Raw genomic sequence first — 22,307 nt, forward strand, 5'->3', positions numbered from 1 at the left:
AACGCCCGCTCACCCGTGCAACAACACGGGGCGGGCGGCAGCTGGGCCGGGTGTGGGATGCGACCTCACCTCGCGTTGATCGAGGACGACACCGACTTCGCACTGATGTGCAGCTCCTATCTCGAGCGTGCGGGATTCACGGTCCGCTGGGCGAGCGACGCGCGCGCCGGGAAGGCCGCCATGCACGACGGCGGCATCGACCTGGTCGTCCTCGATCTCGGGCTGCCCGACGGCAGCGGGCTGGAACTGCTGCGTGGCCTGCGTTCCACAAGCCGTCTCCCGGTGATCGTCGTCTCCGGGCGCGGCGAGGAGGCGGACCGGGTGGCGGGCCTGGAGATCGGCGCCGACGACTACCTGGTCAAACCTTTCTCGCAGCGTGAACTCGTCGCCAGGATCCGTGCGGTGCTGCGCCGTTCCGAGCCGCCCGACGTTCCGGTCGTCCTGGAGGCCGGGGCGCTGCGCGTGGACACGGCGGCCCACCGGGCGACCGTCGCGGGCGTCCCGCTGGCGCTACGTCCCAAGGAGTACGCCCTGTTGGAACTGCTGGCCCGCTCCCCCGGCCGGGTCTTCTCCGCCGAACAGCTGCTGGAGCAGATCTGGGGCGCGTCCTGGCAGCCCTCGGCGACCGTCGTCGAGCACGTCTACCGGCTGCGCGGCAAGCTCGCCGGGGTCCCCACGCCCGCACCGCGGATCACCACGGTGCGCGGCTTCGGCTACCGACTCGATCCCTGAAGGCCGCCATGTCCGCGAACACCCCTTATCCCGTACCCGACTTCAGGAACCTGTTCGACACGACGCTCTCGCCCCTCCTGGTCCTGGCGCCCGACTTCACGATCGTGGAGGTCAACCGGGCCTACCTCAACGCCACCCGCACCGAGCGGAGCATCGTCGGGCGTCCCGTCTTCGAGGTGTTCCCCGACAATCCGGACGACCCGTCGGCGGACGGCGTCGCCAATCTGCGCCGCTCGCTCCGGTCCGTGCTGGAAACCCGCCGGACGGACACGATGGCCCTCCAGCGCTACGACATCCCCACGAGTGAGGCGGGCGGGTTCGTCGAGCGGTACTGGAGTCCGGTCAACACCCCGGTGATCGACGCGGACGGCACGGTCACGCACATCATCCACCGTGTCGAGGACGTCACCGAGTTCGTCCGGCTGCGCCGCGCCGGGCAGGAACGGGAGCGCGCCGAGGCGGCGGCGCGGACGCGCGCCGAGAACATGGAGATCGATCTCTTCGTACGGGCCAGGGAGATCCGTGAGGTCAACGAGCAGCTGAGTCGCGCCAACGCCGAACTCGACGCGGCAGGGCGGACGTTGCGGGAGGAGCAGCAGGCCAAGGACCGGTTCATCGCCACCCTCTCGCACGAACTGCGCAATCCGCTCGCCGCCGCCACCGCGGCCACCGAACTCCTCGCCCTGGACCTGCCCGAGGGCCATCCGGCGCTGTCCGTCCTGGAACGCCAGCTCGGCACGCTGGTACGGATGAGCAACGACCTCCTCGACGGGACGCGGGCGGTGACCGGACGGCTGGAGCTGGTGCGGGGGCGGACGGACCTGCGCCCGGTGGTCGCCGGCGCCTGCGCGGACATCCGAGGCCTGTTCGACCACGACGGCCGCACGCTCGACGTCGACCTGCCCGCCGAGCCGGTGCTCGTGGACGGGGACCGGCTGCGGCTGGCCCAGGTGCTGACGAACCTGCTGTCCAACGCGCTCAAGTACACGCCCGCGGGCGGGCATACGCGGGTACTCCTGTCGGTGGCGGAGGGCCGGGCACGCCTGACCGTCGCGGACGACGGGATCGGCTTCGCGCCCGGCCAGGCCGAGGAACTGTTCGGCGTCTTCATGCGCGCCGCCCCGGCCGGGCCGAGCACGCCCGAGGGACTCGGCCTGGGTCTCGCGGTGGCCCGTACGATCGTCGAACTCCACGGCGGCCGGATCTCCGCGCACAGCGAAGGCCCGGGTACCGGTGCCACGTTCACGGCGGTACTCCCCCTCGCGTCCGCGACCGCGACGGTGCCGGAGCCGCGCCGCGCGCCACGGTCCCGTACCACGCCGAAGCAGCTGGCCGTCCTGATCGTCGAGGACAACACCGACCTCGCCACGACCTATCGCACCCTGCTGGAGCGGCAGGGCCACCATGTCACCGTCGTGCACACCGGCGAGGACGCGATCACGGCCACCCGGGCCCACCTGTTCGACGTCGTCCTGTGCGACCTGGGCCTGCCGGACATCGACGGTTACGCGGTCGCGCGAGCGGTGCGGTCGCGGCCGCACGGCGGGAAGGTCCGGCTGATCGCGATCTCCGGGTTCAGCCGGGGTTCCGACCAGGGCGCGTCACGGAGTGCCGGGTTCGACGCCCATCTGGCCAAGCCGCTTCCACTGGTCGACCTGCTGGAACTGCTGGGCGGCACGCTTCCCGAGCGGTGACGGACGCCGTGCCGGTGCGGGCAGCCCGTCCTCGCTCCGGACTCCCGTCCTGCTGCCTCCTGGCGCCCGTGCCCGCCCCGGGCGCGTCGCATGGCCGACGTGTGTCTTCCGCCTTGCGCCCGCCTGTGCTTGCCTGGGGAACCCTTTCGGTGGACGGGGCGGGAGTTGCCGTATGCGGAAACCGTGGATCGTGGGGGTGCTGTTGGCCGGGCTGCTGCTCGGCGCGTGCGGCGACCCCGCGTCGGGCCCGGAGGCGTCCCCGCCCGCTCCTGCCGTGCCCGACGGCACGGGACCCTCGGCCCGGACCACCCATCAGGGTGCGGCGGCGTCCCCGGGGGCGGGCACCCCCGCGAAGGCACCGAAGGTGCTCTACCTCGGTGACTCGCTCGCCATGGAGAACCAGAAGGTCCTCGGCGGGCTGCTCCGGGACCGGCTGCACGCGCGCTACACGAGCGCCCCGCGCTCGGGCACCACCCTGTGCGACTACCTGGAAGGCACCGGCGCGAAGTCGCTCGTGCCGGCCGGCGACAAGGCGGCCGCCCTGGTGCGTTCGCTGCGACCGGACTTCGTCGTACTGCAGTTCTGGGGCAACTCCTGGGGCTACACCCCCTGCATGGACGGCATCACCTACGACAAGCAGCGCGGCCCGTACTTCCAGCGGTACGAGGCGGACATGAAGCGGCTCACGGACCAGATGGCCGAGGCGGCGGACGGCGCCTCACGGCCCCGGATCGTGTGGGTGCTCCAGGGGCCCGACCCGATCACCCCCGGCCGGATTCAACGGGTGAACGAGCTGTATGAGGCCCGGGCCCGCGCCTCCGGCGACCTGGTGGCGGACGCGGGCAGGACGGTGAGCGCGACGTCGGCCCGCTACACCTGGACGCAGTACCTGCCCTGCACGTCGTACGAGCGCGCCCATCCGACGTACTGCACCCAGCCCGGCAGTGACCGCACGGCCCTCCACCGCGACGACGACTACCTGCACTTCTGCCTGGCCCCCACGACGACCACCCCGAAGCCCTGCCCGGTCCGCTCCCCCGGGATCCAGCGCATCACGCGGGAGATCACCCGCGTGGTCGCCGATCACGCCGGCTGATCCGGTCCGGGCGGCTGCTCCGGTCCGGGCGGCGGGGTCGACCTGCCGGCGAAGCGGCCCGGCGGCCGGTTCAGGCCCCCGGTGCCGTGCCGTTCCCGGATGCCGGCGTGGCCCCCTGGGCCGGATCCGCCGAGGCCGGCGGGGGCGCGACGTGGCGGGCGAGGAAGGCGTCGATCAGGGCCTGTTGGCCGTCCGAGGAGACCCCCTGGAGTTCGAGGCGGTCCTCGCCGATCGTGATGCTGGCGGTGCGGACGGGCCGGTTGCCGAGCCACGACGCCACGGTCTGCAGCACGCTCCGCAGCACGACCGGCGCGGCGGTCACCGCGAGCGCTCCGACGGCGATCGCCTCGCCCGGCTTGGCGCGATCGGGTACTGCGCCCGATCGGTTCAACTCGGCTCGTACGATTTCGAGTTCGAGCAGTCGTTCCCTCAACTGCCGGGTGAGCGCGTCCAGTTCCTCCTGGTCACTGTCCGCGTCGCCCTCCAGCAGGAGGTCCATCCGACGTGTCAGGCCGTCGCCCACCGTGTCCCCCGATTCCCCCGGTGCGGCTGGTGCCGGAGAAGTCTAGCCGCCGAGGCGGGCCGGCGGACGTCCGCGAAGGAAGAGCGTCCTTCCCGGACGTCCGGGTGCGGCTTCCGGGAAATCCGGGGTCATCCGTGGTGCCCGCGGGGTGTACGTGCGCGCCGTCCGGGCAGTAAGCGCTTGCCCTCTACTCGGCCACTGGGGAGGACCATCGCCGATGGCGTCGTCCGAGAGACCGCTCGACCACCGTTACCGGGGCGAGCACCCGATCCGCACCCTCGCCTACCTGTTCCGCGCCGACCGCCGCCGGCTGGCCGGCGCCTTCGTGGTCTTCACCGTGAAGCACAGTCCGGTGTGGCTCCTGCCGCTCATCACCGCGGCCATCATCGACACCGTCGTCCAGCACCAGCCGATCGGCCGGATGTGGCTGAGCGCCGGGGTCATCCTGTTCATCCTGCTGGTCAACATCCCGCTGCACCTGCTCTACGTCCGGCTGCTGTACGGCAGCGTGCGCCGCATGGGCACCGATCTGCGGTCGGCGCTGTGCACCCGCATGCAGCAACTGTCCATCGGCTACCACTCGCGGGTCAGCGCCGGCGTGCTCCAGGCCAAGGTCGTCCGCGACGTGGAGACGGTCGAGCAGATGGTGCAGCAGACCGCCGAGACCGGGCTCGGCGCGCTCACCGTGCTCACCGGCGGCCTCGTCGTGATCGCCGTCCGCACCCCCGAGTTCGTGCCCGTGTTCGTGTGCGTCGTGCCGGTCGCGGCCCTGCTCGTCGCCCGGCTGCGGACCCGGCTGCGTTCGCAGAACGAGCACTTCCGCCACGAGGTCGAGCATCTGTCGTCGCGGGTCACGGAGATGACCCGGCTCATCCCGGTGACGCGGGCGCACGGGCTGGAGGGCAAGGCGCTGCGCCGTATGGACGGCACGCTGCGGCAGGTGCTCCACTCGGGGCTCCGCCTCGACCTGCTCAACGGCCGGTTCGCCTCGCTGGCCTGGGTGTTCCTCAATGTCGTCGGCGTGGTCTTCCTCACCTGCGCGGCACTGGTGTCCTACTACGGCGTGTGGGGTGTCACACCCGGCGACGTCGTCATGCTCAGTGCCTTCCTGACCACCCTCACCAACTCCACGACGACCCTCGCGGGGCTGGCTCCGGTCATCACCAAGGGTCTGGAGTCGGTGCGTTCGGTCGGCGAGGTCCTCCAGGCACCCGAACTGGAGGACAACGAGGGCAAGTCGGAGGTGACATCCGTGCGAGGCGCCGTCACCTTCGAGGGCGTCGGGCACGCCTACGAGGAAGGCAGGCCCGCCGTACGGGACTTCACCCTCTCCGTCGCTCCGGGCGAGACCGTCGCCCTGGTGGGCGCATCGGGCGCGGGCAAGTCCACGGTGCTGAACCTGGTCATCGGTTTCGTCCGCCCCGGGTCGGGCCGCCTGCTGCTCGACGGCACCGACATGAGCACCCTGGACCTGCGCACGTATCGGCGGTTCGTCTCGGTCGTCCCTCAGGAGTCGATCCTCTTCGACGGCACCGTCCGGGAGAACGTGGCGTACGGCATGGACGACGCCGGGGACACGGTGGTGCGGCAGGCTCTGCGCGACGCGAACGCGCTGGAGTTCGTCGACGGGCTGCCCCAGGGCCTCGACACCGTGGTGGGCGAGCACGGGGCGCGGCTGTCCGGCGGGCAGCGCCAGCGGCTGGCCATCGCGCGGGCGCTGATCCGCGATCCCCGGGTCCTCATCCTCGACGAGGCCACCTCGGCGCTGGACACGCATTCCGAGGCCCTCGTCCAGCAGGCGCTGGCGCGGCTGCTGCGGGGCCGCACCACGTTCGTCGTGGCGCACCGGCTGTCCACCGTCCGGGGCGCCGACCGCATCGTCGTGATGGGGGACGGCGTCATCCAGGAGATCGGCTCGCACGAGGAGCTGCTGCGGCGCGGCGGCGCCTACGCGGCTCTGTACAGCGGTCAGCCCGCCTGAGGTCGACCGGCCCGCCCGGGCACCGGAACGGTTCCGGCCCGGGCAGGCCGCACGGCCGCACGGCTGCGGGCGTGCGGCCCGTCGGGGCCGGGCCGGCCCGCTCACTCGCCCGCGTACACCTTCTCCAGGGCCGCGATGTCCAGCTTGGACATCTGATACATCGCCTGGACCGTGCGGGTCGCCTTCTGCGGGTCCGGGTCACTGATCAGGTCGATCAGCCGGCTGGGCACGACCTGCCAGGACAGGCCGTACTTGTCCTTGATCCAGCCGCACGGGCCCGCTTCGCCGCCGTCCTCGACGAACTTGTTCCAGTAGTGATCCACTTCTTCCTGGTCCGCGCAGTGGATCTGGAACGAGATGGCCTCGTCGAACGTGAACTGTGGGCCGCCGTTGATCGCGACGAACTTCTGTCCGTTGGCCACGAACTCGGCGGCCAGGACGGATCCGGCAGGGCCGGGCCCCGCCTCGGTGTAGCGGCCGATCCTGCCGAGTTTGGAGTTCTTGAAGATCGAGACGTAGTAGTGGGCGGCCTCCTCGGCCTGGCCGTCGAACCACAGGCACGTGGTGAATCCGTCGGCGGGCATGTGTACCTCCTCGGGCGGGAAAACATCCTTACCCGTATCGACCGGCCGTCGCCCGCAAACTCATCGGTGGCACGCGGATCGTTCGGGTGACGCACGCCCGGCGCCCCGCCCAGGGGACGATGTGCCGGTCACCGCCCGCCGCTCGGCCCCGGACGCCGGGGCCGGTACTGCCTCATGGCCCGGTGCAGCAGACCGGCGGGCCGGCCGGGTCGTGTCGGCCTCTGCCCGTGGCAGATCTGCCGCAGGCAGAGAAACCGGACACGGCCGGGAGGCCGGGCCGAGAGTGGAGGGCGCGGCCACCCCTGTCGGCCGCCTCACCACAAGGAGGACCGATGTCTCCACTCGTCACGGGCCGCCACCCGGCCCACGCGCCGCGGGCCGAGGAGGGCGACACCCCGCCGTCCCGCTTCGACGACCACCTCGCCGCGCAACTGCTCGGACAGCGGATCGTCTTCCTCGGGACACAGGTCGACGAGGTCTCCGCGAACCGGGTCTGCGCCCAGCTGCTCCTGCTGTCCGCGGAGGACCCGCGCACCGACATCAGTCTGTGCGTCAACAGCCCCGGCGGTTCCGTGACCGCCGGTCTGGCGATCTACGACACGATGCGGCTGATCCCCAACGACGTGTCCACGCTCGCCATGGGATTCGCTGCGAGCATGGGGCAGTTCCTGCTCACCGTCGGCACCCGCGGCAAGCGCTACGCGCTGCCGAACGCGCGGATCATGATGCACCAGCCGTCGGCCGGCATCGGCGGCACCACGGCCGACATCGAGATCCAGGCGCAGAACCTGGAGTTCACGAAGAAGGCGATCGAGCGGATCACCGCCGAGCACACCGGGCAGAGCGAGGAGACCATCTCCCGGGACGGCGACCGCGACCGCTGGTTCACGGCCGAACAGGCGCGGGAGTACGGCATGGTGGACCGGGTCGTGGAGTCGCTCGACGACGTCCGCCCGGCCGCCGCACGGCGAAGGATGGGGCTCTGACATGGGTACGTACACGATCCCGAACGTCGTCGAGCGCACCCCGCAGGGCGAGCGGTCGTACGACGTCTTCAGCCGTCTGCTGTCCGAGCGGATCATCTTCCTCGGCACGGAGATCGACGACGGCGTCGCGAACGTCGTCATCGCGCAGCTCCTCCATCTGGAGTCGTCGAGCCCGGAGAGCGAGATCGCGATCTACATCAACTCGCCCGGAGGTTCGTTCACTTCGCTCATGGCCATCTACGACACGATGACCTTCGTCCAGGCTCCCATCTCCACCTTCTGTGTCGGGCAGGCGGCCTCGACCGCGGCGGTGCTCCTGGCCGGGGGCGACCCGGGGCGACGGTTCGTGCTGGAGCACGCGCGCGTCCTGCTCGGTCAGCCGGCCAGCGGCGGACGCCAGGGCACGGTCTCGGACCTGAGCCTGCAGGCCAAGGAGATGATCCGGATCCGCTCCCAGGTCGAGGAGGTCCTCGCCCGCCACACCCGCCACGACATCGCGACCCTGCGCGCGGACATGGACCGGGACAAGATCTTCACCGCGGACGAGGCCGTCGCCTACGGACTCGCGGACGAGGTGCTGAGCCGAAGGCTCGCGGTGCTCTGACGGCGCGGCCCGCGGTGCCCTGACGGCGCCCGCCGGGGTCAGGCGGCCAGGCACATGCCGTCGTACCCGGACGTCGTGGGCCTCGCGGCCGGCGTCACCGAGGTGCCGCGGCCCCGCCCGAGCCCGGCGAGCCGGTCCAGCCGGACGAGTTCGTCCTGGGCCCGCGACAGCAGATCGGTGAGCCCGAGGCCGAGTGCGCGCGCGGCCGCCGCGAGCACTTCGGAGGACGCCTCCTTGCGCCCGCGCTCCAGCTCCGACAGGTACGGCATGGAGATCCGGGCCTCCTCGGCCACGTCCTTCAGCGTGCGCTCCTGGGCGAGCCGTTCGCGCCGCAGGACGTCGCCCACGAGGTCGCGCCAGAGGGGCTCCTTGCCTCCGAACGGCTCGCGTCCCGGGGGCGCCTGGGGCAGCGGGCGCGGTGCGAGGACCGGCCGGGCTCGTCGCGGCGGCGGGGCGGGGACCGCGGGCACCGCCCTGGCCGGACCGGACCCGGCCGCCGGGCGCAGGGGGATGACTCGGGCTTCGTCGGGCGCGTCGTTGCTCACCCTTTCAGCCTAGAAGGGGTGAGCCGGACGGGAAGGGATCGGCGTTCCGCTCTCGGTGAATCCCGGGCTCCAGGAATCGTTGAATCCGTGGGCCATGGGTCCGGTGGGTCCGGATCGCGGGCGGCGTGGTTGGGGAGGGAGGGTCTTGCCCCTCAGGCCCCGCCGCCCGTTTCGGCGGGCTCCTGCTCGGTCTCGGCCGGCTCCTGGGCGGTTTCACCGGGCTCCTCCTGGCCTGTCTGACCCGGCTCCTGGGCCGTCTCGGCGGGTTCTGACGGGGGCGGTTCCTGCGAGACGGGAGCGGACGTGACGGGCGCGGACGAGAGCGTCGGCGTCTCGGCGGGCGGGGCCGACTGCGTGGCGGTCGGCGCGGGCTGGGTGGCGGTCGGTTCGGGTGCCGACGACTTCGGCTCGGAAGGCGACTCGGCCTTCGAGGACTCGGGCTTCGGCGATTCCGACTTCGGCGACTCCGGCTTCGAGGACTCGGGCTTGGGCGATTCCGACTTCGACGGTTCCGACTTCGAGGACTCGGGCTTCGGCGACTCGGACTTCGACGCGGAAGGCGACTCCGACTTGGAGGACTCGGGCTTCGACGACTCGGACTTGGACGGCTCCGACTTCGACGCGGAAGGCGACTCCGACTTCGAGGACTCGGGCTTCGACGACTCGGACTTGGACGGCTCCGACTTCGACGCGGAAGGCGACTCCGACTTCGAGGACTCGGGCTTCGACGACTCGGACTTGGAGGGTTCGGACTTCGACGGCGAGGCCGAGGACTCGGAAGGTGAGGTAGACGAGCCCGACTTGGAGGGCCCGGACGACGTCGGGGAGGGCGAGGACGGCGACGTGGGCGGGGTGGTCGGGACGCACGCCCCGCCACCGGTCGGGGTGACGCACGGCGTCGGTTTAGGCGTCGTCGGTGTGGGGGTCACGACCACCGTCGGGAAGGGGCGTGGCGGACGGTGCGTCCTGCGGTCGTGGTGCGTGTTGTCACCCCGGTACCGGGCTGTCCACTTGTCGTTGTCCGGGTCGACGATGACGAACACGTTGATGATCGTCACGGAGGGCGCTATCACCACGACGTTCTGCGGCTGGAAGGACGCCCAGCGCTGGCCCGTCTGCTTGGGCGTGGACTTCTGCTGGACGGGCTCCTTCAGCGGGTTGCCGCAGCCGCAGCGCGTACGGGGCACACCGTGGGAGTCGACGAGGACCGAGGTGCCCGACTGGAGGATCGCCTGGTAGCTGGTGGGGCCACCGGAACGGTAGCCGTGGTTGGTCACGCGCGTGTCGGCACTCAGTTGAACCGGTGTGAGCGACCGCAGGTACGAGGGAATCTGTCCCGCCGTGATGCCCTCCACCGAGGCGAAGGCCCTGGCTTTGGACGGGTCCGCCTGCAGCACCTTGATCTGCTTCTCCACGTTGCACGGGGAGACGTTCTTCTGGCCCGCGTACAGCCCCGGCGCCGAACCCACCGCGCCACGCGTGACGTTGCCGGGCACCTCGACGGTGCCCCCGCCCTGCGTCCGTGTCTCGACCGGCGCGCCGGTGGTCTTCGGTGTCGTGCCCTCTGGCGGCGTCGTCTTCGGTGGCGTGGTCTTCGGCGTTGTGCCCCCCGGCTCCGTCGTCTTCGGCGCCGTCGTCTTCGGCGTCGTGCCCCCCGGCTCCGTCGTCTTCGGCGTCGTGCCCCCCGGCTCCGTCGTCTTCGGCGTCGTGCCCCCCGGCTCCGTGGTCTTCGGCTGCGTGGTGCCGGTCTTCGAAGTCCCCGGCTCGGTGCCGGTTTCGATCGCCGTCGACTCCGTGAACGGGTCGGGCCCGACCGCGGCCGCCGGCTGGAGGAACACCTCACCGGCGGTGTTCTTGCCACCGCCGCCGTTGTTGCTGAACAGGAGACCGACGACCACGGCCAGCGCGACGACGCCGGTCAGCAGCGCGACTCGGGGTGCCGACCTCCACCAGGGATGCTCGGGCCCCTGCCCCGGACCACCGCCTCCGGACGGCCCGCCCCCACCGCCTCCGCGGCCCCCCGGACCGGACCCACCCGGCGGTGGCTCCGACGGAACACGGCTGTCCGGCTGGGTCGGCGTGGGACTCGGACTGGGCCGGCTCGGCTGCGACGGACGCGCCAGCGGGCCGGAGGGCGGTCCTGTGGGTTGGCCGGAAGTCGGCGGTTCGACGCTCACGAGCTGCTCCCGTTGTAGGGATTCCGCGGCACCTGGTGTAACTCGTGCCGCTTTCTTCCACAACTGAACCATTGTGTGCTCCAGCCCCGTGCCCCCCGCAAGCCGACGCGGTCGGCCCCCTCCGAGGGGCGGCACGTGCGGGCCCTGCCTAACGTGGCAGCGTGAGTCCCGAAACCCCGTCCGACCAGGCAAGAGCCCTCCGCTGTGAGCGGACGGCGGCTCACCATGGCTGGGGTCAGGCCGTAGTGGCCGTACTGGCGGGGACGGTAGTGATGATGGCCGTCGCGGCGCTGGGACTGTGGGCGGCGGGAGCGGCGGACCTCCCCGACGGCGCGTTCGCGCGTGTCGTGGCGGCGACCGTGGTCACCGCGGTCGGCGGCACCGTCGAATTCGCGGGCGGCGCAGGCCTCGTCGCCGACACCGAGGCGGGCCTGACGGTGCTTCCCCTGTCGGTGACGCTCGCCGGAACCCTGGTCGTCGCGGCCGGTTTCCTGCGACCGCTGCGCCATCGGGCCGTCACCGGCGCCCGTGAACTGGCCGGATGGGCGGCGCGGATCGCCGTCGTATGGCTCGTGGTCCTCATCGCGCTCGCGCTGCCGGCCCGTCACACGTTCACGATCTCCCTCGGCGACGACACCATCGGCGACATCGGCGACCTGTTCGGGGTCACGCCCGAGGTGGGGTTCGAGGCGAACGTGCCGCAGACCCTGGGCTTCGGGATGCTGTGGCTGCTCGGCGTGCTCGTGCTCGCCCTGCTGGTCTCGCCCGGGGCACCGCTGCTCGCGCGGCTGCTGCGCTTCCAGGAGTCCGTCCGTCCGGCCGCGTTCGCCATGGTGGCCCTGCTGCTCGCGTACGTGGCCCTCGGTCTGGTGGTCGGGCTGGTCGTGGCGGCGACCCGCGGTCATGCGGCGGACACGTTCGCGGCGATCCTCCTCGGCCTCCCGAACCTCGTCTGGCTCGCCTTCACCATCGGGCTGGGCGCCACCTGGCACGGACGCGTGGACGGGCCCTTCGGGCTGCCCATGCCGCCCCTGCTCGAAGAGGTGCTCCGCACACCGGACGTCTCCACCCTCGACCTCGGCACCCTGGCCGCCCACGACGGCCGGGTGTGGTGGCTGCCGGTCGTCGACGCGGTGCTGCTGCTCGCCGCCGCGTTCCTGATGGCGGCCCGGTCACCGGCGCGGATGCGGAGTCGGCAGCACGCGGTGCACATGGCGGTGGCACTCGTGCTCACCGTGCTCATGATCTGCCTCGTCGGCCGTGTCTCGGCGCACTTCGGTCTGTCGGTCCTCGGCATCGGCGACCTCGGCGGCGGCCTGGGGGGCGAGCTGCTCCTGCGGCCCGATGTGTGGTCCGCGCTCGGCTGGGCGGCACTGTGGGGCCTCGTCACCGGCTTCGTGGGCGGTCTGTCGGCGAGGCGCGTACACCGCCGGGGCCAGGCCGGGGTGGCGCCCGGCCCCTCCGACGGCACACCGTCCGCCTGACGCCGTGCGGCCGCGGGTCCGCCCAGGTCCGGCCCATCACGTCTCTCCCAGCTCGTCACCGTCGTACGACACCAGGCGCGTGGGCTCCCGGTCGTCGCGAGCCGGTGCCTGGACGACCCCGGTCTGCTCCCGCGGGTAGGGGTCCGCGGGGTGCTCCGGTGCCGCCGCCGACGGGTCGTGCTCCGCCGCGAAGGTGCTCAGCCGTGTCCCGTCGCAGTACACCCACCGTTCGTGCTCACCGTCGTAGATCCAGACCGATTCGCCGTCCACGATCACCCCGATCCGCTGGCCCCTCGTACGGTCGCGGAAGCTCTCCCCGTCGATCCGCCCGGTCGCGAGTTCCTCGGCGGCCCTGCGGTAGCGGATGAGCGCGTCCTCCACACGGGTCAGCAGCGGGCGCGGGTCCGCGGTGCGGGCGAGCGGACTGCCGGCCTCGGGGGGCGCCTGCGGCACCGGGACCAGGAGGCGGCCGTCGACCCAGGCCGACCAGCCGTTGGAGCAGACGACGCGGCCCCAGTCGCCGAGCCGGTCGACCAACTCGACGGGCAGCAGCGGGTCGAGCGGCACGGTCGGCCGGGACGGGTCCGGTTCCTCCCAGGCCGGGAGACCGTCCTGCGGTACGACATGCGTGGGGTGGAAGCCGGGAGTCGTCATCGGCACCTACTTCCGCAGTACGGCGGGCTCGTGCCGCTGGAGCAGCCGGTCGACCAGCCGTCCGAAGACGACGCAGAGCACGACGAGCATCCCCATGTTGAACAGCCAGACGTCCGCCGAGTGCCGGAACAGCGGATCGGCGGTCAGGTCCCAGGGGACGATCCGCGCCAGCCCGATGGTCCCGGCCATCGCGCCGAGCGCCCAGCGCGCGGGCACCAGCCAGGACAGCTGCTCGATGCCGGGCACGCCGTTCAGTTTCAACAGTGCTCCGCAGAAGACCACTTGGACGATGGCGAGCAGCACCAGCAGCGGCATGGTGACCTCCTCCTTGGTCACCAGGGCGGAGACGAGGAGGCCGAGCATCATCGCGGTGAAGGCGAGCAGCGCCACGGCCACCGTGAGCTCCACGAGGGGCGGCATGAGGACGCCCTCGCCGCCGGGGGCGTCGAGGTCGACGCCGAGGAGGGCGACGAGGGTGAGGACGACGGCCTGGAGCACGGTGATGGTGCCGAGGACGACGATCTTCGACATCAGATACGCCGATCTGGACAGGCCGACGGCGCGTTCGCGCTGGTAGATCACCCGTTCCTTGACCAGTTCGCGCACGGCGTTGGCCGCGCCGGTCAGGACTCCGCCGACGCACAGGATGAGCAGCGCGTTCATCGCGGTCTCCTGGGTCAGCCGGCTGCCGGCCAGGGCGCGGGCCATCACGCCCATCACGAACGGCAGCACGATCATGACGGCGAGGAAGGTCCGGTCGCTGCTGAGGGCCCGGGCGTAGCGGCGGACGAGTGTGACGAGCTGGACGATCCAGCTCTGCGGCTTGTGGGGCGGCGCGACGGGCCCGGTCGCGCCGCGTGCCAGATGGGGCTGTCTGCTGGCGTTCTCGATGTACTGGCGGTGGAACGGCGACTCCCGGTACTCCTCCGCCCAGTTCCGGCCGTGGTCCCGTTCGAAGGCCTCGAAGGCCTCCGGCCACTGCCGGTAGCCGAAGAAGGCGAGGGTGTCCTCGGGCGGCCCGTAGTAGGCGACCCTGCCGCCGGGGGCGAGCACGAGCAGCCGGTCGCAGACATCGAGGCTGAGCACACTGTGGGTGACCACGATGACCGTGTGGCCGTCGTCGGCGAGGCCCCTCAGCATGTGCATCACCGAGCGGTCCATGCCGGGGTCGAGGCCCGACGTCGGCTCGTCGAGGAAGAGCAGGGACGGCTTGGTCAGCAGTTCCAGGGCCACGCTGACCCGTTTGCGCTGGCCGCCCGAGAGGCTGTGGATGGACTGGTCGACGCGTTGTTCGAGGCCCAGCTCGCGGATCACCTCGTCGACCCGCGCCCGGCGCTCGGCCTTCGCGGTGTCCTGCGGGAAGCGCAGCTGGGCGGCGTAGCCGAGAGCCCTGCGCACGGTCAGCTGGGTGTGCAGGATGTCGTCCTGCGGGACCAGGCCGATGCGCTGGCGCAGCTCGGCGTAGTCGCGGTAGAGGTCGCGGCCGTCGTACAGGACGGTGCCTTCGTCGGCGGGGCGCTGCCCGGTCAGGGCGTTGAGGAGGGTGGACTTCCCCGAACCGCTCGGACCGACGACGGCCAGCAGGCTTTTCGCGCCGACGGGAAAGGACACCTCGTCCAGGAGCCGCTTGCGTCCGCGGTCGGTGTCGACGGTGAGGTCCTGGACGTCGAGCGAGATCTCGCCGGTGTCGACGTACTCCTGGAGCTCGTCGCCCACCAGACAGTAGGCGGCGTGGCCGATACCGACGATGTCACCCGGTGTGACCGCGGCGCGGTCCACGGGCCGGCCGTTGAGGAACGTGCCGTTGTGGCTGTCGAGGTCGACGATCTCGTACGTGCCGTCCGCGTGGGCCCGCAGCTCCGCGTGCTCCCGGGAGACGATCAGGTCCTCGATGACCAGGTCGTTGGACGCGTCGCGGCCTATGCGGACGGTGCGGGTGGGCAGCGGCCGGACGGCGCTCGGCCGCCGGAACGTGCCGGTGGCGCCCGGCGCGGTGACGCCCGAGGGGCGCTCGGAGGCGGGGGGCGGACGGTCCGCGAGGACCACGCGGGGGCCGTCCGCGGGGTTGCCGAAGCGGATGACGCTGCCGGGGCCGACGCCCCACTCGTGGACGCGCCGGCCGTCGGCGTACGTGCCGTTCGTGCTGTGCTCGTCCTCCAGTGTCCAGTGGTCGGCCTCCGGGCGGATCACCGCGTGGTGCCACGAGACCCGCTCGTCCTCGAGGACGACGTCGCTCAGGGGATCGCGCCCCACTCGGTAGTCGCGGCTCGGACTCATCACCGTGGAGCCGGTCTCGGTCTCGAGGACGAGTTCCGGCGCAGTGGGCGTGACCGGCCGCTCTCGCATGCCAGAATTCTAACGATTCGCCCACATGTGCGCCTGATCGGCAGGGCCTCTCGGCGCACCGGACGCGGGTGCCGTCGCGCCGCGGCGGCGGGGTGCTCAGGCGGCGGAGATGCCCAGCACCGCGGCGGTCCGCTGCATCCGCAGCGCGTCGACGGACTCGGCGAGCAGCTCGTACTCGGTGGTGTCGTCGCTGGTGGCGACGCGGACGAGTTTTCCCGCGGCCAATTCCTCCGCGACCAGCTCCTGTTGGGCGGTGTCCCCGCACCAGGCGCGCAGCATGCCCGGCACGTCCGGAACGGTGTCCGGAACCGGCGCGATCGAGTTCGGCGGGAAGGCGGGGTCCTCGGGCTGCGGGTCGAGCCGCTCCGCCATCCATGCCGCGCGGTCGCGCATCCACCACAGGGCCAGTGCCAGAGTCGGCGCGCGATACGTCCCGAGGGGTACGCCGACACGCCGACCACCGCATATTCCGTACGCGGTGACGTGGCACAGGAATTCGTCGTGCACGATCGTTCCCCCATTGGCGTCGCTCGCTGCCGGCCGGGCCTCTCTTTCCCCGCGGCTCGTCTGCTGTGCACGATGGTGCTGATCGGGCGGTGATGCTCACAGAGCGTGGCTGAATTGCCCTGCTATCGAGTATCGCCACTCCTGACACTCTGTCACCATGCCATTCCAGCCAGTCTCTTGGCATATTCACCGCCGCGGTTGGCCGAAACCCCCCACGGGGCCGGGCAGCGCGCCCTCCGGCCCGTCCTGCCCGTCCGTGCGCGCGGTGAAGTCCCGCCGTGGCACGGCGGAGCCCGGGCATTACCCGAGGGGTAATCGACGCCCCGGACGGAGCCCGGCATGGTGGTCGTACCGCATCCCAACGGGGCGCGACAGCCCGGGATCCGGACTCCGACCAGCAATGACGACCTCGATGGAGGCTGATTCACCATGTCCGCGAACACCGACCGCTACGAGACCGCCGTCGCCCGCTACTTCGAGGCCTGGAACGCGAGCGGGCAGGACGCGCTGGCGAAGTCGGTCGCCGCCGCCTGGGCCACCGACGGCACGTACACCGACCCGCTGGCCGACGTGCGCGGCCACGATCGGATCGCCGCGGTGATCGCCGCGGCGCACGAACAGTTCCCCGGGTTCTCCTTCCGGCTCCTGGGCAGCGTCGACGGCCATCACGACACCGCGCGTTTCGGCTGGGAACTGGTCGACGAGTCGGACGGCTCGGCGCCCGTCGCCGGGTCCGACGTGATCACCCTGGACGGTGAGGACCGTATCCGGAGCGTGTACGGGTTCCTGGACCGCGTCCCGGGATAGCCCGCGGCCAGGCGCGTGGCGCGGAGCCGGGGGCAGGCCACGGGGGTGAACTCGGCCGGCGTCCACCGTCGGCCGAGCTCCCGGTCCTGTCTCACTCCTGGGGTTGCGCCTCACCCTCCGACGGCGCCGCGGCTTCCGTCGCGCCCTCCCCGGCGGCCCGCTCCTTCAGGCTCAGCGACAGCTCGTCGTCCTTGACGTCGACGAGCACCGTGTCGCCCGGGTTGAGCGTGCCGTCGAGCAGCATGGTCGACAGCCGGTTGTCGAGTTCGGTCTGGATGGTGCGGCGCAGCGGGCGGGCGCCGAACTCCGGCTGGTAGCCCCGGTCGGCCAGCCATTCCTTCGCGGCCTCGGTGACCTCCAGGTCGATCTTCTGCGCCCGCAGCCGACGCCGGCTGTGCTCCAGCAGGAGGTCGACGATCCGCACCAGGTCGGAGCGGTTCAGGGCGTGGAAGACAATGATCTCGTCGATCCGGTTGAGGAACTCCGGGCGGAAGTGCGCCTGGAGTTCGGCCATCAGATCGTCCTTGATCTCGTCGAGGTCGCCCTGGTGGTCGAGGATGTGCTTCGAGGCGATGTTGCTGGTCATGATGACGACGGTGTTGCGGAAGTCGACCGTGCGTCCTTGCGCGTCGGTCAGGCGTCCGTCGTCGAGTACCTGGAGCAGCAGGTTGAAGACGTCGCGGTGCGCCTTCTCGACCTCGTCGAAGAGCACCACGCTGTACGGCTTGCGGCGCACCGCCTCGGTGAGCTGTCCGGCCTCCTCGTACCCGACGTATCCGGGCGGGGAGCCGACCAGCCGGGAGACCGTGTGCTTCTCCTGGAACTCGCTCATGTCGAAGCGGATCATGCGCTCGGGGTCACCGAAGAGGAGTTCCGCGAGCGCCTTGGCGAGTTCGGTCTTGCCGACGCCGGTCGGGCCGAGGAAGAGGAAGCTGCCGGTCGGCCGGTTCGGGTCCCCCATGCCGGCCCGGCCGCGTCGCACCGCCTGGGCGACGGCGGTGACCGCCTGGTCCTGGCCGATGATCCGCTCGTGCAGGACGTCCTCGAGTTTCATCAGCCGGTCGCGCTCGGTCTCGGTCAACTGCGAGACCGGGATGCCGGTGCGCACGGAGAGCACTTCGGCGATGTCGTCCGCGGTGACGCTGGGCGCGGGGGTCCGGCCCTCGCCGACTCCGGCGAGCTCTTCCTCCAACTCGCTGATCTGCACCTTCAGTTCACTGGCGCGCTCGAAGGCCTCGGTGCTGACGGCCTCGTCCTTCTCGCGGCGCAGCCGGGTGAGCCGGTCCTCCATGTCGACGGTCTCGGTGGAGTCGTCGACGCTGCGCAGACTCACCCGCGCGCCCGCCTGGTCCATCAGGTCGATGGCCTTGTCGGGCAGGAAGCGGTCGCTGATGTAGCGGTCGGAGAGCGCGGCGGCGGCGTCCAGCGCCTCGTCCGTGAAGCGGACCTGGTGATGTGCCTCGTAGGAGTCGCGCAGCCCGCGCAGGATCTCGATGGTCTCCTCGACGCTGGGTTCGGGGACCATGACCGGCTGGAAACGGCGTTCGAGTGCGGCGTCCTTCTCGATGTACCTGCGGTACTCGTCGATGGTGGTGGCACCGACGACACTCAGTTCCCCGCGGGCCAGCGCGGGCTTGAGGATGTTGCCCGCGTCCATGGCGCCCTCGCCGCCGGCACCCGCGCCGACGACCGTGTGGAGTTCGTCGATGAACAGGATGACGTTCTTCTCGGCCTCGGTGACCTCGTCGATCACCTTCTTCAGCCGTTCCTCGAACTCGCCCCGGTACTTGGCCCCGGCGACGAGCCCGGCGAGGTCGAGTCCGACCACCCGGCGGTCGCGCAGCGCCTTGGGCACCTCACCGGCCACGATGCGCTGGGCGAGGCCCTCGACGATGGCGGTCTTCCCGACGCCGGGATCGCCGATCAGGACGGGATTGTTCTTGGTCCTGCGGGAGAGGACCTCGACGGTCTGCTCGATCTCCTCGGAGCGCCCGACGACGGGATCGAGCCGGCCGCTGCGCGCCTCCTCGGTGAGGTCCCGCCCGTATTCGTCGAGGGTGGGGGTGTCTCCGTGCCCTCCGGCCGACGCCGCCCGGCCACCGCCGGGCGCGGCCCCCTCGGCCCGCATCGCCTGGCCCGCGCCGGAACCGGGCTCGGACAGGAGTGCCGCCAAGATGTGTTCCGGGCCGATGTAGGACGCTCCGGCCGCCTGTGACCGCGCGTGCGCCGCGAGCAGGGCGCGCTTCGCCGCCGGTGTGAGGGCGGGCTCACCGGTGCCCGGGCCGGAGGGCAGCGTGTCCCGCAGGTCCCGCTCCAGCCGGTCGATGTCCACGCCTGCGTGTTCCAGTGCCTGGCGCGCGGCGGGCACCTGGGTGGCGGCCCACAGCAGGTGCACGGTGTCGAGGTCCGAGCCGTCCTCGGCCGCGCGGGCGCCGGCAGCGGCCAGCAGATCGTGCGCGGAGTCGCTGAGCAGGCGCCCGATGGGGACGCGCTGCACCGCCGGCGGGGACGTGGCCGGACTCATGCCGAAGAAGCGGTTGAAGAGATCGGAGAACGGGTCGTTCGACCCGAAGGGCGAGATCGTCACGGGGGGCCACCTGTCCGGCGACGGCACCTTGGCCGTGTGCCGCCCGCCATCTGTGTCGATTTCCGATGCTCATCCAGTGTTGGCCCACTGCTCCAGTCGCACAAATGCACTCGCGTCCCACCGGCCCCACACCCGCGGTCGCAGGAGCCGTCGCCCTGCGGGGCACGGCGACGAGTGTTCCGGCCGGGCGCCCGGGCGCCCGGCCGGTCCGTGTCACGGCTCGATGATCGCGTCGATGCGGGCGAGCTCGTCCGCGTCGAAGTCGAGGTTCCCGATGGCGGCGACGCTGTCCTCGAGCTGCTGCGGGCTGCTCGCGCCGATCAGCGCGGACGTCACGCGGCCGCCGCGCAGCACCCAGGCCAGCGCGGTCTGGGCGAGGGACTGACCGCGCTGCTTGGCGATCTCGTCGAGCGCCCGCAGCTTCCGTACCAGGTCCTCGGTGACGGTCTCGGCGCTCAGGAACGGGCTGTCGCTCGCGGCGCGGGACCCCTCCGGGATGCCGTCGAGGTAGCGGCCGGTGAGCAGGCCCTGCTCCAGCGGCGAGTAGGCGATGGAACCGACCTGGAGCTCGTCCAGCGCGTCCAGGAGCCCCTCCGCCTCCGGGCGGCGGTCGAGCATGGAGTAGCGGGGCTGGTGGATGAGCAGCGGGGTGCCCAGCTCGCCCAGGATGCGGGCGGCCTCCCGGGTCTGCTCCGCCGAGTAGTTGGAGACGCCGACGTACAGCGCCTTGCCCTGCTGCACGGCGGAGTGCAGGGCGCCCATCGTCTCCTCCAGGGGAGTCTCCGGGTCGTAGCGGTGCGAGTAGAAGATGTCGACGTGGTCGAGGCCCATCCGGGCCAGGCTCTGGTCCAGTGACGACAGCAGGTACTTGCGGGAGCCCCATTCGCCGTACGGGCCGGGCCACATCAGGTATCCGGCCTTGGTGGAGACGACCAGTTCGTCGCGGTAGGGCGCGAAGTCGGCCTTCAGCGCGTCGCCGAGGGCCGACTCGGCCGCGCCGGGCGGCGGTCCGTAGTTGTTCGCGAGGTCGAAGTGGGTGACGCCGAGGTCGAAGGCGCGGCGGAGGATCGCCCGCTGGGTCTCCACGGGCCGGTCGGGGCCGAAGTTGTGCCACAGGCCGAGCGACAGCGCGGGGAGCTTCAGGCCGCTGCGTCCGGTGCGCCGGTAGGGCATGTCCGCGTAACGGTCGGGGTGTGCGGTGTACAACGCGTACTCCTGGAAGGCCGGGAAGTCAGGTCTCCACTCTCGCCCGCGCCCGCGGCAGCGGTCCAACGGGAGAATCGGATGGCATTGAGCGGCGAGGGCTCTCAATCGGCGGCCAAGGGCTGTCCCGTCATCCCTGGTGGATCAGCGCGCGGCGTCAGATGCGGTGCATCGCAAGGCGGAGGGGCGTCCTCATACTGGGCGTATTCGGGCGACCCTCCAACGCGGCGAGGTGCCGTAGCTGTCGTCGTGCGCCCGCCAGGGATGACGGGACAGCCCTTAGGCTTCCACGTCATGGAACTGCGCCACCTTCAGCATTTCGTCGCCGTCGCCGAGGACCAGCACTTCACCCGGGCCGCCGAGCGGCTCATGGTGTCGCAGTCGGGGCTGTCGTCGTCGATCCGCGCCCTAGAGCGGGAGCTGCAGGCCGCGCTGTTCGTGCGCACCACCCGTCGTGTGACGCTCACCGAGGCCGGCCGGGCCCTGCTGGGCGAGGCGGAGCGGATCCTCGCGCAGGTCCGGTCGGCCCAGGACGCGGTGGCCGCCGTGCAGGGCGTGTTGCGCGGCACTCTCTCGCTGGGGACCGAACAGTGCATCGCCGGGGTCCAGGTGGCCCGGCTGCTCGCCCGGTTCCGCAGGCGTCACCCCGACGTGGAGATCCGGCTGCGGCAGGCGGGCGCGGAAGCGCTGGCCGAGGAGGTCGCAGCGGGCGGGCTGGACCTGGCCTTCGGGGTGCGGACCAGGGCGGACACCGACCAGCTGCGTTCGGTCCCGCTGACCGGAGAGCCGATGACCGTGCTCTGCCATCCGGCACACCGTCTCGCGGGTGCCGCGGTGGTCACGCCCGAGGAGCTGGGCGGGGAGGCGTTCGTCGACTTCCACCACGACTGGGGACCGCGCCGCACCACGGACGCGGCCTTCGCCGCGGCGGACGTACGGCGGACCGTGGCCCTGGAGGTCAACGACGTGCACAGCCTGCTGGAGCTGGTCCACGAGGGCCTCGGCATCGCCGTCGTGCCGCGGCACTTCGGCCTCAAGCGCGAAGCGGGCGACCTCGTCTCGCTCCCGTTCAAGGGGGCACGGGAGACCTCGTACGAAACCGTCGCCATGCTGCCGCCGCCGGAAGCGACCAGTCCGGCCGCGCGCGCGTTGATGGCGCTCCTGGAGACCGCCGAGGAGGGGGTCTGACACCACCCCAGGAGGGGTTCTGGCACTCCTGGCATCACCGCTGCGCCGCCGCAGACTCGTGGACGTCCACACGGGAACGCGAGTCGGGAGCGGGCATGAGGGATCACACACGACGCACGGTGCTGCGGGGAGCGGCCGGCACGGCGGCAGCCGGACTGGCCGGCACGGCGGGCGGCCTCCGGGCGACGGCGGCCACCACGCCCACCCCGCCTGCCGGGACGCGGGAGGCACGCCGCTTTCCTTTCCTGGAGGGGGCGTTCACGCCCGTCACCGAGGAACTGCCGGCCTTCGACCTGCCGGTCACCGGGCGGGGCGGATACCCCGCGAACTGAACGGCCGCTTCCTGCGCAACGGGCCCGACGTGCTGGGACACGAGGACCCGAGGGCCCACCACTGGATGCTCGGCGAGGGCATGGTGCACGGCGTACGGCTGCGGGACGGCCGCGCCGAGCGGTACCGCAACCGGCGGATCCGGTCGTCCGCCGTGGCACGCAAGAGGACTTCACCGGCGAGCCGCTCGCCCGCATCCACCTGCCGGGACGGGTGCCGCCCGGCTTCCACGGGAGCTGGATTGCGGACGCGTGAGGAGCGGTGATGCGCGATGGTGGA

General features: G+C 71.7%; 20 protein-coding genes. 11 read left to right on the forward strand and 9 right to left on the reverse strand.

The window, feature by feature from the left end:
• The first annotated feature begins 57 nt into the window (after positions 1-57).
• From ACSYGO_RS04760 to ACSYGO_RS04770, 3 genes are all read left to right on the forward strand, one after another.
• Positions 58-732: a response regulator transcription factor gene (locus ACSYGO_RS04760; RefSeq protein ID WP_435228051.1), complete on the forward strand. Its 675-nt coding sequence runs from the start codon at positions 58-60 to the stop codon at positions 730-732.
• An 8-nt stretch (positions 733-740) separates the two neighbouring features.
• Positions 741-2,426, forward strand: a complete 1,686-nt coding sequence (locus ACSYGO_RS04765) for a hybrid sensor histidine kinase/response regulator (protein WP_460385844.1) — start codon at positions 741-743, stop codon at positions 2,424-2,426.
• A gap of 172 nt (positions 2,427-2,598) precedes the next feature.
• Positions 2,599-3,522 (forward strand): SGNH/GDSL hydrolase family protein, encoded by a 924-nt coding sequence (locus ACSYGO_RS04770; RefSeq protein WP_435228055.1) that lies wholly within the window; start codon positions 2,599-2,601, stop codon positions 3,520-3,522.
• Between the two features lie 70 nt (positions 3,523-3,592).
• Here ACSYGO_RS04770 and ACSYGO_RS04775 read toward each other — a convergent pair whose 3' ends face one another.
• Positions 3,593-4,021 carry a hypothetical protein gene (locus ACSYGO_RS04775; protein ID WP_426679374.1) on the reverse strand — a complete coding sequence of 143 codons (429 nt, stop codon included), beginning with the start codon at positions 4,019-4,021 and terminating at the stop codon, positions 3,593-3,595.
• A 241-nt stretch (positions 4,022-4,262) separates the two neighbouring features.
• Here ACSYGO_RS04775 and ACSYGO_RS04780 point away from each other — a divergent pair, with 241 nt between their 5' ends.
• On the forward strand, positions 4,263-6,026 hold the full coding sequence (locus ACSYGO_RS04780; RefSeq protein WP_435228057.1) for an ABC transporter ATP-binding protein: 1,764 nt from the start codon (positions 4,263-4,265) through the stop codon (positions 6,024-6,026).
• 101 nt (positions 6,027-6,127) lie between these two features.
• Here ACSYGO_RS04780 and ACSYGO_RS04785 read toward each other — a convergent pair whose 3' ends face one another.
• Positions 6,128-6,610 (reverse strand): VOC family protein, encoded by a 483-nt coding sequence (locus ACSYGO_RS04785; protein WP_460385845.1) that lies wholly within the window; start codon positions 6,608-6,610, stop codon positions 6,128-6,130.
• A 332-nt stretch (positions 6,611-6,942) separates the two neighbouring features.
• Here ACSYGO_RS04785 and ACSYGO_RS04790 point away from each other — a divergent pair, with 332 nt between their 5' ends.
• Together ACSYGO_RS04790 and ACSYGO_RS04795 are read left to right on the forward strand one after the other, a co-directional pair.
• Positions 6,943-7,596, forward strand: a complete 654-nt coding sequence (locus tag ACSYGO_RS04790; RefSeq protein WP_460385846.1) for an ATP-dependent Clp protease proteolytic subunit — start codon at positions 6,943-6,945, stop codon at positions 7,594-7,596.
• 1 nt (position 7,597) lies between these two features.
• Positions 7,598-8,200, forward strand: a complete 603-nt coding sequence (locus tag ACSYGO_RS04795) for a ClpP family protease (protein WP_432186875.1) — start codon at positions 7,598-7,600, stop codon at positions 8,198-8,200.
• Positions 8,201-8,238: 38 nt separating this feature from the next.
• On the opposite strand, the gene ACSYGO_RS04800 is transcribed toward ACSYGO_RS04795, so the two are convergent.
• Together ACSYGO_RS04800 and ACSYGO_RS04805 are read right to left on the reverse strand one after the other, a co-directional pair.
• Positions 8,239-8,745: a helix-turn-helix domain-containing protein gene (locus ACSYGO_RS04800; protein ID WP_460385847.1), complete on the reverse strand. Its 507-nt coding sequence runs from the start codon at positions 8,743-8,745 to the stop codon at positions 8,239-8,241.
• Between the two features lie 152 nt (positions 8,746-8,897).
• Positions 8,898-10,643: a DUF6777 domain-containing protein gene (locus tag ACSYGO_RS04805; RefSeq protein WP_460385848.1), complete on the reverse strand. Its 1,746-nt coding sequence runs from the start codon at positions 10,641-10,643 to the stop codon at positions 8,898-8,900.
• Positions 10,644-11,083: 440 nt separating this feature from the next.
• Here ACSYGO_RS04805 and ACSYGO_RS04810 point away from each other — a divergent pair, with 440 nt between their 5' ends.
• On the forward strand, positions 11,084-12,406 hold the full coding sequence (locus ACSYGO_RS04810) for a streptophobe family protein (RefSeq protein WP_460385849.1): 1,323 nt from the start codon (positions 11,084-11,086) through the stop codon (positions 12,404-12,406).
• 36 nt (positions 12,407-12,442) lie between these two features.
• Here ACSYGO_RS04810 and ACSYGO_RS04815 read toward each other — a convergent pair whose 3' ends face one another.
• The 3 genes from ACSYGO_RS04815 to ACSYGO_RS04825 all read right to left on the reverse strand — a co-directional run bounded on the left by ACSYGO_RS04815 (position 12,443) and on the right by ACSYGO_RS04825 (position 15,913).
• Positions 12,443-13,060 carry an SH3 domain-containing protein gene (locus ACSYGO_RS04815; protein ID WP_426679382.1) on the reverse strand — a complete coding sequence of 206 codons (618 nt, stop codon included), beginning with the start codon at positions 13,058-13,060 and terminating at the stop codon, positions 12,443-12,445.
• 6 nt (positions 13,061-13,066) lie between these two features.
• On the reverse strand, positions 13,067-15,406 hold the full coding sequence (locus tag ACSYGO_RS04820) for an ABC transporter ATP-binding protein/permease (RefSeq protein WP_426679383.1): 2,340 nt from the start codon (positions 15,404-15,406) through the stop codon (positions 13,067-13,069).
• Between the two features lie 96 nt (positions 15,407-15,502).
• On the reverse strand, positions 15,503-15,913 hold the full coding sequence (locus ACSYGO_RS04825; RefSeq protein WP_426679384.1) for a hypothetical protein: 411 nt from the start codon (positions 15,911-15,913) through the stop codon (positions 15,503-15,505).
• 429 nt (positions 15,914-16,342) lie between these two features.
• On the opposite strand from ACSYGO_RS04825, the gene ACSYGO_RS04830 reads away from it, so the two are divergent.
• Positions 16,343-16,720 (forward strand): nuclear transport factor 2 family protein, encoded by a 378-nt coding sequence (locus tag ACSYGO_RS04830; RefSeq protein ID WP_432186880.1) that lies wholly within the window; start codon positions 16,343-16,345, stop codon positions 16,718-16,720.
• 91 nt (positions 16,721-16,811) lie between these two features.
• Here the strand turns inward: ACSYGO_RS04830 and ACSYGO_RS04835 are convergent, their stop codons facing one another.
• A complete protein-coding gene (locus ACSYGO_RS04835) occupies positions 16,812-19,307 on the reverse strand; it encodes an ATP-dependent Clp protease ATP-binding subunit (protein ID WP_460385850.1) in 2,496 nt (831 codons plus the stop codon).
• A 213-nt stretch (positions 19,308-19,520) separates the two neighbouring features.
• On the reverse strand, positions 19,521-20,513 hold the full coding sequence (gene mgrA, locus ACSYGO_RS04840) for an L-glyceraldehyde 3-phosphate reductase (protein ID WP_426679387.1): 993 nt from the start codon (positions 20,511-20,513) through the stop codon (positions 19,521-19,523).
• A gap of 291 nt (positions 20,514-20,804) precedes the next feature.
• Between mgrA and ACSYGO_RS04845 the strand changes: the two genes are divergently transcribed.
• The 3 genes from ACSYGO_RS04845 to ACSYGO_RS04855 all read left to right on the forward strand — a co-directional run bounded on the left by ACSYGO_RS04845 (position 20,805) and on the right by ACSYGO_RS04855 (position 22,293).
• The gene (locus ACSYGO_RS04845) at positions 20,805-21,698 is read left to right on the forward strand and encodes a LysR family transcriptional regulator (protein ID WP_345658356.1); all 894 of its coding nucleotides are present in this window, start codon (positions 20,805-20,807) and stop codon (positions 21,696-21,698) included.
• Between the two features lie 95 nt (positions 21,699-21,793).
• Complete coding sequence (locus ACSYGO_RS04850; protein WP_460385851.1) at positions 21,794-22,030, forward strand: hypothetical protein; 237 nt, start codon at positions 21,794-21,796, stop codon at positions 22,028-22,030.
• Between the two features lie 29 nt (positions 22,031-22,059).
• The gene (locus ACSYGO_RS04855) at positions 22,060-22,293 is read left to right on the forward strand and encodes a carotenoid oxygenase family protein (RefSeq protein WP_460385852.1); all 234 of its coding nucleotides are present in this window, start codon (positions 22,060-22,062) and stop codon (positions 22,291-22,293) included.
• The last annotated feature ends 14 nt before the right edge of the window (positions 22,294-22,307 follow it).

It is taken from the genome of Streptomyces krungchingensis (assembly GCF_054729265.1).

Coding starts and splice junctions, on each gene's coding strand:
- ACSYGO_RS04780 (WP_435228057.1), top strand. CDS start 4,263: ATGGCGTCGTCCGAGAGACCGCTCGACCACCGTTACCGGGGCGAGCAC.
- ACSYGO_RS04775 (WP_426679374.1), bottom strand. CDS start 4,021: ATGGACCTCCTGCTGGAGGGCGACGCGGACAGTGACCAGGAGGAACTG.
- ACSYGO_RS04790 (WP_460385846.1), top strand. CDS start 6,943: ATGTCTCCACTCGTCACGGGCCGCCACCCGGCCCACGCGCCGCGGGCC.
- ACSYGO_RS04765 (WP_460385844.1), top strand. CDS start 741: ATGTCCGCGAACACCCCTTATCCCGTACCCGACTTCAGGAACCTGTTC.
- ACSYGO_RS04770 (WP_435228055.1), top strand. CDS start 2,599: ATGCGGAAACCGTGGATCGTGGGGGTGCTGTTGGCCGGGCTGCTGCTC.
- ACSYGO_RS04760 (WP_435228051.1), top strand. CDS start 58: ATGCGACCTCACCTCGCGTTGATCGAGGACGACACCGACTTCGCACTG.
- ACSYGO_RS04795 (WP_432186875.1), top strand. CDS start 7,598: ATGGGTACGTACACGATCCCGAACGTCGTCGAGCGCACCCCGCAGGGC.
- ACSYGO_RS04820 (WP_426679383.1), bottom strand. CDS start 15,406: ATGCGAGAGCGGCCGGTCACGCCCACTGCGCCGGAACTCGTCCTCGAG.
- ACSYGO_RS04785 (WP_460385845.1), bottom strand. CDS start 6,610: ATGCCCGCCGACGGATTCACCACGTGCCTGTGGTTCGACGGCCAGGCC.
- ACSYGO_RS04815 (WP_426679382.1), bottom strand. CDS start 13,060: ATGACGACTCCCGGCTTCCACCCCACGCATGTCGTACCGCAGGACGGT.
- ACSYGO_RS04830 (WP_432186880.1), top strand. CDS start 16,343: ATGTCCGCGAACACCGACCGCTACGAGACCGCCGTCGCCCGCTACTTC.
- ACSYGO_RS04845 (WP_345658356.1), top strand. CDS start 20,805: ATGGAACTGCGCCACCTTCAGCATTTCGTCGCCGTCGCCGAGGACCAG.
- ACSYGO_RS04850 (WP_460385851.1), top strand. CDS start 21,794: ATGAGGGATCACACACGACGCACGGTGCTGCGGGGAGCGGCCGGCACG.